Genomic DNA, 12,446 nt, shown 5'->3' with positions numbered 1-12,446 from the left:
CAACAGGAGCAACAGGAGCAACAGGAGCAACAGGAGCAACAGGAGCAACAGGAGCAACTGGAGCAACAGGAGCAACAGGAGCAACAGGAGCAACTGGAGCTACTGGTTCAGCTGGAACGGGGTCAGCATTTGTCGAAACCCTAAAAATCGGCGACTTAAATTTACAGATTGCCTATAACGTAAGCGGAGGAAACAACCAAGCAATTGGGGCTCTCGTTTTTTCAGGGGCAACACAAACCATTAATAGACTTTCAACCTATGTTACACAAGTAGGATCGATTGGCAACTTCCAAATGGCGGTATTAGTACCGTTAACTGCAACGACATCCCAAGTTATTGCTGTTACTACTGTAGTAACTTCATTGACAGCAGGCGTGTTCACCTTGCCACTAACTACTCCCTTAGTACTTTCAAGTAATCTTGTTTATCATTTAGCAGTATACAATCAGGTTAACGGATCAAATTTAGGTGGTAGAAGTACCGGCGTATCCGGAATTGCACCTGCACCGATCAACTTTAGAGTACAAAACATACCTGGATTCACAATTGGTCAGATTATCAACACGAGTGATGTACAACTAATTTCACCATGGATTGCAGGTTTATCGTAACATCTTAAATAAACCGCTGAGCTTGCATTGGTCTTTAGATTTCTAATCATTTAAGAATTGTAAAGGCATCGTGGAACAAGCATGTCACTCTTAAACACAAACTAAAACTAGAGTAAGTCAACCTTAGTAACACGGTTGACTTACTCTAATTTTTGATATGCTCCATGCTGAACACAAGAGGTTCTCGTTGAATCTTTTTAATTATAGGTATGTTCTGTTCGTGGAATACCGCGTTAACTTACTAAAAATGAATAGTTATTTGGTATTTACTGCAATAACTAATTTATATTGCGTTTTTATAAAGCTACATGAAGGTGAATTAGAAGTCATTGTCGGAGCAAAGGAACTTGATTTACAATTTGTGCGATTGGTGAACATGCGGCAAGAAAACTGGCTAAGACTTTCCTTTTGAAGCCCATTGGAACGATTGGGTTTTTAATATTGGCTAGAAGTTAAAATAGATTGAAGAGGTAAAGCCGTTTCTAGATACTTTGTTAAGCAATGGATTCCATATTTCTAAGAAACTATATCAACAGGCTTTGATTAAAGCTGATGAGCTGTAGGCAATCCAATGGGTTATCTATTTTATTTGAAAAATATTGTGTGTACCTGCATGTGAGAATGTTCTATTAATTAACTATAAATGAATATTTGTTAGGTATTTACTGCAATATCTAAACAATATTGGGTTTTCATACAATTGTTCGTTGTTATTTCTTGTACCGCGTACCTCAAATTTAAGCGGTCTTTTTCTTATCTTCGCATAATGTACCCATCTTGCGAGGCACTATTAAATTCTTCTTATCAATAGCTTTTCAACACCCTTCGCAAAAAGATGATAGCCCTTTAATACTAACCTTCATTGAATATAATGAAGAATAGGGAGGTGTAAAAATGTGTAGCAATAATCATATGAATTGCGGATGTGCATCATTTAATAAAAAAGGTACAATTGGACCTTTTGTAGCGATTGACGTAGCAAATATTACCACACCACCAGTTAACACAGGTTCAATACCTATCATCCCATTCGCTTCTGGTATTCAAGGGACTTTTTTAACAACAACTGCTGGGGGATTGGTTGATGCGTTATATGAGATTGGATTTGGTGACGCGAATTTAACAGCGGCGCTTCCTGGCGGTGATATAGATTCAAGTTTAGTTACAGAAGCTTTTTCTGTTACACGAGCAGGTAGTATTGCAGCGATTTCTGCAGCATTCACTACAGTGACGCTTATACTACCACTTGCAGGAACGGTTACAGTTAGAGCACAAGTTTACCGTTCAGCTACAAATAGTAATGTTTTCACCCCAACAAACGCATTTGTTGATATAGTTCCAATAGCTATGGGAACTATTGGTAGAGGCCTTAAAATCATTACTCCACCAGTACTAGTGGAAGCGGGTGATCTTCTAATAATGGTGTTCTCGGCCACTGCAACAGGACTTGGTGATTTAACCAATAGTTTTTTTGGTAGTGCAAGTGCGGGTATCACTATAGCATAGTCACTCCATATGTATTCCTTTTCAGCGTGGGCGTTATTAAACTTCCTGAAAGGTGCTTTTTTTTATATTATGGGCTTACGAAAGACTTATCTTTTGGAACAGAACAGATTCAAAACGGGAATGTACGTAAAAGGGATTATTCACATCAGGGCATATTGAGAAAGTATGGTGTTATTTTCGATTAAAGAATTTAACATCGTAACAAAAATTCATACTATAAAGTAACGGCAGAACATTTCAAACAGTCCTGCCTTTTTTTATGTTGTACAAGTTCATGACTTAGGACAAATAAAAATCTGTTTGGAACGACTTTCTTTATATTTGGGAAAATGGCTGAGGACTTTCCTTGTGGGACATTGGATTTTGTTGGGGTGGTGACCTGGGGCATGGAAAAACTGCATTGGAAAGTCAGCCGGAATATCTGTTGTCCAGCTTTTTTTGATTTTCTCTTGAGTACTTGTTTATGGGAACATCTGCTTTTGACTTTCTATTGAGCAACTGTACATTGAGCCACACATTTGTCAAACTCCTTGAGCCGCATGGGTTTCTCTTTAGGAAAAAAGCTCCAATTCCTTAGTTCGTTTTCTGCGACTAACCTTAAAGAAGTAGTCGTATCATTTGATGGTACTGTTGATAAAGCTTCTGCAGAAAATGAAGAAAACTACACACTAGCAACAGGTGCTGAAGTAGTAAACTTAGGAGCAAAGACTGTTAAAGTTGTATTCTCTGAACCAATTTAAAAGGCAGTTGTTTCAAACGTTAAGATTGATGGTAAAGTTTCCACGGAACTACTACTAAAGGATCAAGAGAGATAATTTTAACTCCATATTATTGTCAGGTATGCCGTGCATGAAATATCCCGTTAATTCACTACAGTTGAATATACAATTGATTGAATTGCTCGTTGTTTTTTCTTGCATAGGTACCCCAAATTTGAAATCGTCTTTTTTTATTGTCGACATTCTAATAATTGACCACTATTAATACTAGCTCCTTAAAAACCTAACCGTTATAAACACTTGCACATGTCCCGGCTGCTGGTTCATAAAAACAATGATTTTTATATTACCCTGTAAAAGGTTGACCGTACCATGTTGGAGGACAAGGGGCGGATGGATTATAGTACCAAAGGGCATATTGCGCTGGATGTTGTCTCCAATTATTAATATTCCGTTTTGCTAATTTTTTTCAGAAGATCGCGCTCGTTGGTAAAATAAATTCCCTTTTTGAACAGCTTCAAAAGAATAATTTCCTCCTTGTTTCTGAAAAATGACGTCTTCAATTGTTCTTACATCATTAAAATCTAAACAATCTGCTACAGCGCGATTAATAATTACATTGCCAACATATAACATCCCTTGGTATCCTTCACCCTAGGCTTATGCTCTCATCACCCTTGCCATTAACTCAATGTCTTTATCCCTGTATTTAACTCTTGGCATATTTTCACCTCAAATCTATAGTATGAAAAGAAGCTTTCATTGTTGTTTCCTGAACAGCAATACACATTATGTCGTTGAAATAAATGTTAGTGTACCTATTTTTTATTCTCCCCAACAACCGAGCCCGTTAATGGTACATGGAGGTTTTTGTTCACTCATCCATTAATTCTACAAAATGATGTCTTCGTTTTGCTGATTCCGAGTAGGCTGCCCCGCGAAAGCGAAGCACAGGATCATCCGAACATTGAAGACCATCAGGCACGACAGTTGGGTCGAATACATGAGGTTCGGCATTATCAGGTCTTCTTTCAAGTATGGAAAGTGTACCAATACAAAGTTTTTCACGATTGTCTGGCCATTCTTGTGTAGAGTCATTAATAATATCTCCCGGTTGTGCTAGTTGCATCATTAAATTGAAACGAATAGGGCCATTCTTCAAGTGATTCACTAGCTCATCCTCCATGTGATTTCCATTGTTAGATAGAGGCGTGATATGGGAAGGGTTCCTACTGCTGTCTATAGGCCCCCATTCGAATTTCATGGCTTGGTGTTGTTTGTTTTCAGTGATCAAATAATTTGCATGAACACTATAGTAGCGTCCTGTTGCAAAGCTTTTCGGAGGTATACTGATTACAGCCAATGAAATGTACCACTTGTGACATGTTTTTTACCACCAAGTGACATAGATTGTACCAGTGAGTGACAAAGCCTTTACCACTTCATAACTTCTGGATATTTAAAGTCAAAACATACACCTTCCAGAAATGAAAATGGTATACTCACCATACAAACCTAGCTAATTCGCAATAAAATCTTTATGCAGCAAACGGGCCAAATTATTGCATAAGAACCACGTTTCAATCGTATCGAAATATTAAACAATGTCATTAAGGGTTATTGGATTATAGGTTAAAATGATTAGAGGACATTTAAAACGGTGCTATTGTGCTAATTGGAGGAAAATAAATTGATTACATTACAACCTATGAACCAAGAAGAGTTCAAACAATATATAAGTTATGCAATTGAAGACTTTGCAAAAGACAAGATTGCCTCAGGAAATTGGAGTGAAGATGAAGCAATTGCCTTATCGAAGGAATCATTTGAAAAAGAATTACCTGAAAATGAGAAGACCAAGAATAACCATTTGTTCTCGATTTTTCAGAACGAGATCTTGGTTGGTATGATATGGGTCCTACAAAAGAAACCTAAAATCCCGAATGAAGGTTTTATATACGATTTTTTGATTTTTGATCAATATCAGGGGCAAGGATATGGCAAGAAAGCAATGAAAGAACTTGAAATTATTTCCAAAGGACTGGGTATGAATAAAATTGGTTTACACGTTTTTGGTCACAATAAAATTGCACGCGGATTATATGAAAAAATGGGTTATGAAATTACGAATATAACTATGTCTAAAATGATTTGATACTATTACGATAAATTCCTAGTGCCGAATTTATTTCAAGCCTAGACTTTTTTTACTTTAGGTGAATCTAAAATATTCACTTTTGATGGTAGGGACATTGATTCTTCAAGATTATAAGCCTAATTCCCCGTTCAAGGTACGGAGGGTTAGGCTTTTATATTACAAAAACCTTAACGTTACACCACTGGTAAACTCATTGGCAACGAGTGGTAAAATCCGTGGCAATCGCTGGTAAAAACTATGGCAGTAGTGGTACATTCACTTTGCTGTAATCAGTATACTTTTTTTGGAATTTTAATTTTGAGGTCGACCACTATGAAATAAAAAACAACGAACAATTCACACAATCGTATTAGAATGCAAAGAAGATTAGATATTGAGGTAAATACCTAATCCACGCCTTATAAGTATGTAATTGCGGTGAATGAACAGGTCCTAACAATTACATCTGGAATAGAGATATACTGGTTACAAGCTAAAATGAAAGAGGTATTATCATGCAATATATAGTTTTCGATTTAGAGGCAACAATGTCACGTACAACAGATATGCCACAGTATATAATTGAAATTGGAGCTGCCAAAGTCTCGGATGTCGAAGGTGAATTAAAAATCGTTGATACGTTTCAGTCTTACGTAAAGCCCCCACAAATGGATTTACTTGATAAGAGAACATTGAAATTTATAGGGGGAACTACTGATCAGTTCATTGACTCACCGAACATGGTAGAGGTAATGCAAAGATTTCGTAAGTGGATAGGCGAGGAAGATTACTATCTATGTAGTTGGAGCAATAGCGATCTTCGACTCCTTGTCAATCACTATGCGAATGAAAGATTTGATTTATCGTGGGTAAAGAACTTTAATGATATACAAAGACCTATATGTGTTGATGTTTTTCAAGAAAATAGACAAATTTCACTGGAAGAAGCATTAACGATGAGTGGAATTGAAAAAGATGGCGAACTTCACTCTGCTGGTGATGATGCGGTTAACACAGCAAAACTTCTTGTGAAAAACATAAAAGATATCGTAGCCACTACATCTGAAGATCCGTTTGTTCAAATAATTTGTGCTCTGTATAAGAGTTGTTTCATATGTGGTAAAACTACAAGGCATAATGACCTTCACCTGAATGAAAAAGGCAAGAAGACGAATAGATGTAATGCTTGTTGGGAAAGAATAAGCGAAGAAAATCTAGCGAAAGAGTTAGAGGGAAAAGCCAATATCAAGGTAGAATAAATAAATAATACATGCTGCCTGTGCAGGGTGCAAATCAGACACAATTCATAACCAAATTGAATTGTGTGGTGCCGGCAACTGGCAATCTAGGTTGTCCGTAATCATCCATTACTAGCAAAAACAATTCCTGTACATGACCTTGTTATGGATCCAAGAACGGGGCTTTTCAATCTATTATCAGTCGGGAATGCGCATATCAAACAAGCAAATAAAGCGTAATGCATAAAGGCTGTCCAGAAAAATAACTTCTGGACAGCCTTTTAAAGTTTTGAAACATTTAATTCCTATGAAAGAAATGACGTTATATTTTCACTGAAAATACTATGTTCTTCTAGATTTTATAGCTTCTTATTGCAGAAAATCTACGGTAGAAGTTACAGCGCAATACATACCGTTAAGTGCACCGACAAATGCATAATGAACCTGTTCTGCTGGAACGACCTTACCTTCATAAGATAAGTGCCTTGTCGCACATGCATCTTCAATAAGAGTTGTTTCATAGCCTAGATCTACTGCGGCTCTGACTGTTGCATCAATACACATATGAGTCATCATACCGACAACCACTACCTTTGTTATTCCTTTTTCTTTTAATTTGCTTTCCAAATCAGTCTTTAAAAAGCTGTTAGGGAAATGTTTGATGATAATGTTTTCGTTTTCCAAAGGTTGAACAGTTTCATGTATTTCAGCACCCTCCGTATCTGGAAGGAAGAATCCTAATGCTGGATCAGCTGCGATATGCTGAACATGAAAAATATTGTCATTTTTGTTCTGCCTAAACCATTCAAGAACTTTAGCAGCATTAGCGGCCGCTTTATCTGGATTAACTAATTCCATCTTTCCATTTGGGAAATAGTCATTTTGAATATCAACAATAATTAGAGCTGTGCTCATTATTCTCCACCTCATTTACAGTATTTTGATACACTACAATCATATATCGTATTTTGATTTATATCGATAAGTTGATGAAACGCTTTTATCTCGAAAAATTTCATGGTGAAAGGAATTTATTATGGAACTTGATAATATTGATTTTCAGATCCTTCGGTTACTATCCGGAAATTCACGTATCCAATGGAAAGACTTAGGTGAACAAATTCATATGACGGGACAAGCAGTTGGGAATCGTGTGAAAAAACTTGAGGAAAGTGGTGTAATTAAAGCTTACTCTCTACTAGTTGATGAAATGAAATTAGGATTTACTTATACAGGGTTTGTAATTATTTATATGAAATCAGCAAACCATGATTCATTTATACGTTTTATTAATAATCAAAATGTGGTAGTTGAAGCTCACCGAGTATCGGGAGAAGGCTGTTATCATTTAAAAGTAAAGGTAGATTTACATGAAACGTTAAATGCATTTTTAGATAAAATTTTAGAATTTGGGAACTATAAACTATATCTCTCGATTAATGAAATCAAGCATACGCATCCAATCAATGCTAAATAAGTTGGTTATTTATTTCGGATAGAGCCGTAGTATACTCTCGCAATTCCTTAAATACATGCTGCCTGTGCATGGTGAAAATCAGACAACTGGCAATTAAAAGGGATCTCCAAAGAATCAGGTGTAAGAAGGGTTTGTGAGTATCTAAATATCGAGATGGAAAGTGTTATGGCGATAGGAGATAACCTTAATGACTTCAAATTAATTCAGTCTGCTGGATTAGGCATTGCTATGGGAAATGCTGATGATAAGCTAAAACAAGTAGCAGATCGGGTAACAGCTTTGAATGAAGAAGATGGAGTTGCGAAGGCGATTAAACGTTATTTATTCGAAGAAAAAGATGCGGTGTAATAGAAGAAGCTACTAAAAGTAACATGTGCAGGTTGATAAGAAACATAAAGATTAAAATGAGGCAATAGTAAGTCCCGCCATTGTAATAGAAATTACAATGGCGGGACTTTTAGTGTGCCCGGAATTTTTTTGGTACAACAGGTAACTGAAATTAATGCAACACAATAATCGAGCACTAAACAGTATGAATGGATACAAAAGCCAAGCATTGCTGCATCTTTAAATGAACGAATGGCGACGCTGTGTAGCATCGATTAAGTCATGGCTGAAACAAATCGCAGAGGGACTTAGCCATAATATACGTATTTTTTTAATAGTAATCATTACGATTTATATTGACGACAGCAAAAGTTGGATATATAATCGTAAAGCGGAATGATTACTATTTAGAGAAGAGGTATGAGGAATGAAGAGTACAACAGTAAAATGGTTAAGTATATTAACAGTGAGCTCGATAATTGTAGGGTGTCAAGCTGCAGATTCGAAAGAAGAGATTACTAGTAGTGAAGCGTTAACGACAACGCAAGACGTTGAAAGTCATTCACATGAAAGTGAGCACAATCACGCACACGATGAAGAAATAGAAAAAATTCATGCTGGATATTTTGAAGATAGCCAAGTACATGAGCGTTCGCTTTCTGATTGGGAAGGGGACTGGCAATCTGTGTATCCATATTTACTAGACGGAACGTTAGATGAGGTATTTGCTCATAAAGTGCAACAGAATGAAGATATGACAGCGGAAGAATATAAAACGTATTACGATGTAGGATATAAAACCGATACTGAGCGTATCGTTATTCAAGGAAATAATGTGACATTTTTCAACAATGGAGAGGCTAATACAGGTGAGTATCAGTCCGATGGATACGAAATTCTCACATATGAAGCAGGGAATAAAGGGGTAAGATATATATTTAAATTGGTAGAACCAACGAAAGGGGTTTCTCAGTATATTCAATTTAGTGATCATAGTATCTCTCCAAATGATGCGGATCATTATCATTTGTATTGGGGTGATGATCGCAAAGCTTTATTAGAGGAAGTAATTAATTGGCCTACATTTTACCCATCAGAATTGGATGGGCATACGATTGCACATGAGATGATGGCACATTAACCTTACCGTTCATGGCAGTATTCCATTTTTAAAGTATGTATGAATCCTCAAAAAGTTGTACCGTGAAATAAAGACAGTTGATCCGAATTTACGCAGTAAATTACTTTACATTGCGTAAATTCGGACAAAATATACTGCGTAGTAAACAAAAGACATCGAAATTAATCATCGATTTTAGAAATGCTAAACAATCGAATTGGTACTGCATTCACGCATACGAAAGTAGACTCTAGGGTCCGCTGGAGGACGCCCCTCCTTTTATAAAGAGTCTTTATTTTTTCCTCAACAATGGAATCGTCCTCTTAATTAATACTATCGATGAGCTCCACATTAATAGGCGCTGCCTCTGCGTGTTGCAATTAAGACGCAACCCAGAATTGATTCGAATTGAGTGGTTTACAGGCAACTGGGATGAAACTATCGGTTCGCCGTGAACGGTGATATTGTGCACTTAGAAATCCCGATTTCTTAACGGAACATACAAGACTTTATTATAAGTACAAGTTTCAAAATGGTATCCATCCCATTCTGTTAGGGTAGACTTTATATGAAATACAGAAAGTCATTGATAAGACGGGGGGATTTGCATCAATGATAAAACAAGCAACACTAGGATTTATCTATGCACCCCACACCTCTTGAGATTACTGACTCCTTATCCATTTTTATACTATACCTTCGCAATTGTGATTAAATCAATTCCCCGAATCTATTTCTCATAAAAACGACCTTCTGTTGTAACAGGGGGTTAGGTCTTTTGGAGGTGCATGTCATGGAGTTCATACAATCATTGCTCGGCAAACCACTGATCCTACTATTCGTTATTCTTTTCTTAGGATCATGGTTCGGTATGCTTACTATACGCGGTCTTAGCCTTGGTGCAGCTGGTGTTTTATTGGTTGCAATGATGTTCGGACATTTCGGTTATGCAGTGTCGCCTATTGTGCAAAATCTTGGATTAAGTCTGTTCATTGTGGCAATTGGTTTACAAGCAGGGCCACGGTTTTTCCGGATGATGCGTTCGAGCGGCCTGATTTTCGGTATTTTATCGCTTGTCATTATACTAATTTCCGTTGTAACGACCATTGTTGTTGCCAAAGTATTTCAGTTGTCTCCCGCGCTGAGCGTTGGGTTGATGACGGGTGCATTGACAAGCACACCTGGTCTTGCCGCAGCGTTACAGGCAACGCATGATCCGCTTGCATCGGTAGGATACGGAATTGCTTATCCGTTCGGTGTTTTGGCGGTTGTGTTATTCGTGCAGCTATTACCGCGGATTGTCAAGGTTGATTTACATAAAGACTTGGAGGAAACGACGAATCCAATCAGGACGGTCGATTCCCCTGTTGTCAAGACGATTAAAGTGACGAACCCTGTACTCCATAAGCGAATTCTGGGTGAGCTTGCCTTTAGCGAGCATGCCGCCGTTGTAAGTCGTGTAATTCGCGGTAGCCATACAATGATTGCGATGAGCGATACAGTCGTTTTGTTAGGCGATCATCTTGTCGTTGTCGGCAACGTGTCTAAAATGGACGGTGTCATAGCGTATGTAGGTAATTCAGTCGAGACAGATCTTGAAAATCCGGATAATATCCACTTGCGTAAAGTGACGGTTGACTCGGATGACGTCATCGGTAAAAGTTTAAGGGATATGCGATTAAGGAAGAACCACGGAACGACTGTGACTCGAATCGTGCGTGACGGCATCGAATTGAATCAAAACCCAAACTTGCCGTTATTACGGGGGGATGTACTGACGATTGTTAGTACAGAAAGACGTCTTGAGGAAGTGGAAAAACTATTCACACGCAAAACGCACGCAGTGACGAACATTGATATCTTTTCAATTAGCATCACGTTATTGCTTGGAATCCTAGTCGGAATGGTGCCAATCCATCTTCCGGGACTTGGCACCATTAAACTTGGGGTTGCTGGCGGACCGCTATTTGTAGCTTTAATCATCGGCCATTTCGGCAAAATTGGTCCAGTCCACGTGCGCTATTACGGGCCATCCAATCATGTCGTAAGGGAACTGGGACTTGTTTTATTCCTAGCAGGCGCGGGTACAACGGCGGGTGAAGGCATCGTCGAGGTCATTCGGACGGAAGGTGTGAAGTTGCTGTTCGGCGGCACACTCATCACGATTGTACCAATAGTTGTTGGTTACTTTTTCGCACGTAAGCTGTTCAAACTTAGCATCGTACATTCACTTGGGGGATTATGCGGCGGTATGACAAGTACACCGGGACTTGGTGCGCTAAACCAACTGATTGATTCCGAGGATCCGGCGATTGCTTATGCTGCAGCCTACCCATTTGCCTTGATTTTTGTCGCAATTGCTTCACAGCTCATCGTTTTCTTCTTGTAGCATCCATGCCTTCTACTATTAATAATCCTTTATCTATCTTCTTAATTGGGGTTGTCTGTGCATGGCGTAAATCAGACACAATTCAGAGTTAGTTGGAATTGTGTGGTACACAGGCAACTATTCTATTAACTTTACGTTATCACAGCAATGTTTAAGCGATGTGTGGCATGACTATGAGAACAAAATAAAAAAGACGAATTCATCTATGTACAGATGAATTCGTCTTTTTTTATTGTCGACAATCTGGTAATTCTGTACTATTGATACTGGCACCTGAAGAACCTAACCGTTATAAACACTTGCACATGTCCCAGCTGCTGGTTCATAAAAACAATGATTTTTAAATTGACCGGTAAAAGGTTGATTGTACCATGTTGGAGGACAGGCAGCATATGGATTAAAGTACCAAAGGGAGTATTTCGCTGGATGTTGTCTCCAGTTATCTATATTTTGTTTTGCTAATCTTTTTTCAGTAGATCTTGCCCTTTGGTAAAACAAATCCCCCTTTTGAACAGCTTCAAAAGAATAATTTCCTCCTTGTATTTGAAAAAGGACGTCTTCAATTGTTCTTACATCTTTAAAATCTAAGCAATCTGCAACAGCACGATTAACAATTACATTGCCAACATATAACATCCCTTGTTTTCCTTCACCCTCTGCTTCTGCTCTCATCATCCTAGCCATTAAATCAACGTCTGCATCCCGGTATTTAACTCTTGGCATTTTTTTCACCCCAACTATATAGTATGAAGAAAAGCCTCCATTGATGTCATTGTTTATAAAATAAGAACGGTAAGTTTTTTTGTTTCTGGTGCCTGCGTCACACAAAGAAACACGATTCACACACCTGAATATGTATACAAAAAAAGCAGACATTCGCCAATTCGTCTGCTTTTCATCCTGTTAGTATACAATTGTAGTG

The 12,446-nt window shown here is 37.9% G+C and carries 12 protein-coding genes and 1 pseudogene; 9 read left to right on the top strand and 4 right to left on the bottom strand.

From position 1 onward, the window contains the following. The 3 genes from H2672_RS17795 to H2672_RS17780 form a co-directional block, all read left to right on the top strand. A partial coding sequence (locus H2672_RS17795) for a hypothetical protein (protein WP_186673607.1) occupies positions 1-611 on the top strand: 611 nt, incomplete at its 5' end. Between the two features lie 894 nt (positions 612-1,505). Further along, positions 1,506-2,117, top strand: coding sequence for a hypothetical protein (locus tag H2672_RS17785; RefSeq protein ID WP_186673595.1), 612 nt, complete (start codon positions 1,506-1,508; stop codon positions 2,115-2,117). A gap of 518 nt (positions 2,118-2,635) precedes the next feature. Then, positions 2,636-2,857, top strand: coding sequence for a hypothetical protein (locus H2672_RS17780; protein WP_186673593.1), 222 nt, complete (start codon positions 2,636-2,638; stop codon positions 2,855-2,857). Positions 2,858-3,119: 262 nt separating this feature from the next. Here H2672_RS17780 and H2672_RS17775 read toward each other — a convergent pair. Both H2672_RS17775 and H2672_RS17770 read right to left on the bottom strand, forming a co-directional pair. Next, a pseudogene (locus H2672_RS17775) lies at positions 3,120-3,559 on the bottom strand (cell wall hydrolase). A 151-nt stretch (positions 3,560-3,710) separates the two neighbouring features. Then, entirely contained in the window at positions 3,711-4,199 is a 489-nt protein-coding gene (locus H2672_RS17770) for a catalase (RefSeq protein WP_186673591.1), read from the bottom strand. A gap of 327 nt (positions 4,200-4,526) precedes the next feature. Here H2672_RS17770 and H2672_RS17765 point away from each other — a divergent pair, with 327 nt between their 5' ends. Beyond that, positions 4,527-4,991 carry a GNAT family N-acetyltransferase gene (locus tag H2672_RS17765; RefSeq protein ID WP_186673589.1) on the top strand — a complete coding sequence of 155 codons (465 nt, stop codon included), beginning with the start codon at positions 4,527-4,529 and terminating at the stop codon, positions 4,989-4,991. 497 nt (positions 4,992-5,488) lie between these two features. Next, positions 5,489-6,232 (top strand): 3'-5' exonuclease, encoded by a 744-nt coding sequence (locus H2672_RS17760; RefSeq protein ID WP_186673587.1) that lies wholly within the window; start codon positions 5,489-5,491, stop codon positions 6,230-6,232. Between the two features lie 348 nt (positions 6,233-6,580). Here H2672_RS17760 and H2672_RS17755 read toward each other — a convergent pair whose 3' ends face one another. Then, positions 6,581-7,126 (bottom strand): cysteine hydrolase family protein, encoded by a 546-nt coding sequence (locus H2672_RS17755; protein WP_186673586.1) that lies wholly within the window; start codon positions 7,124-7,126, stop codon positions 6,581-6,583. Between the two features lie 121 nt (positions 7,127-7,247). Here H2672_RS17755 and H2672_RS17750 point away from each other — a divergent pair, with 121 nt between their 5' ends. From H2672_RS17750 to H2672_RS17735, 4 genes are all read left to right on the top strand, one after another. Continuing rightward, positions 7,248-7,688, top strand: a complete 441-nt coding sequence (locus H2672_RS17750) for an Lrp/AsnC family transcriptional regulator (RefSeq protein WP_186673585.1) — start codon at positions 7,248-7,250, stop codon at positions 7,686-7,688. Between the two features lie 102 nt (positions 7,689-7,790). Continuing rightward, positions 7,791-8,036: an HAD hydrolase family protein gene (locus tag H2672_RS17745; RefSeq protein WP_186673605.1), complete on the top strand. Its 246-nt coding sequence runs from the start codon at positions 7,791-7,793 to the stop codon at positions 8,034-8,036. 406 nt (positions 8,037-8,442) lie between these two features. Beyond that, complete coding sequence (locus tag H2672_RS17740) at positions 8,443-9,156, top strand: ZinT family metal-binding protein (protein ID WP_186673584.1); 714 nt, start codon at positions 8,443-8,445, stop codon at positions 9,154-9,156. A gap of 772 nt (positions 9,157-9,928) precedes the next feature. Next, positions 9,929-11,524: an aspartate:alanine exchanger family transporter gene (locus H2672_RS17735; RefSeq protein ID WP_186673583.1), complete on the top strand. Its 1,596-nt coding sequence runs from the start codon at positions 9,929-9,931 to the stop codon at positions 11,522-11,524. Between the two features lie 282 nt (positions 11,525-11,806). Here the strand turns inward: H2672_RS17735 and H2672_RS17730 are convergent, their stop codons facing one another. Then, on the bottom strand, positions 11,807-12,247 hold the full coding sequence (locus H2672_RS17730) for a cell wall hydrolase (protein ID WP_186673582.1): 441 nt from the start codon (positions 12,245-12,247) through the stop codon (positions 11,807-11,809). Positions 12,248-12,446: the final 199 nt, after the last annotated feature.

Origin of the sequence: Sporosarcina sp. BP05 (assembly GCF_014282005.1) — a bacterium.
In the GTDB taxonomy this organism is placed as follows: domain Bacteria; phylum Bacillota; class Bacilli; order Bacillales_A; family Planococcaceae; genus Sporosarcina.
Note: the sequence above shows the minus strand (reverse complement) of the source record. Positions and strands in the feature narration are given on the sequence as shown.

Coding starts and splice junctions, on each gene's coding strand:
- H2672_RS17760 (WP_186673587.1), top strand. CDS start 5,489: ATGCAATATATAGTTTTCGATTTAGAGGCAACAATGTCACGTACAACA.
- H2672_RS17755 (WP_186673586.1), bottom strand. CDS start 7,126: ATGAGCACAGCTCTAATTATTGTTGATATTCAAAATGACTATTTCCCA.
- H2672_RS17730 (WP_186673582.1), bottom strand. CDS start 12,247: ATGCCAAGAGTTAAATACCGGGATGCAGACGTTGATTTAATGGCTAGG.
- H2672_RS17740 (WP_186673584.1), top strand. CDS start 8,443: ATGAAGAGTACAACAGTAAAATGGTTAAGTATATTAACAGTGAGCTCG.
- H2672_RS17750 (WP_186673585.1), top strand. CDS start 7,248: ATGGAACTTGATAATATTGATTTTCAGATCCTTCGGTTACTATCCGGA.
- H2672_RS17735 (WP_186673583.1), top strand. CDS start 9,929: ATGGAGTTCATACAATCATTGCTCGGCAAACCACTGATCCTACTATTC.
- H2672_RS17785 (WP_186673595.1), top strand. CDS start 1,506: ATGTGTAGCAATAATCATATGAATTGCGGATGTGCATCATTTAATAAA.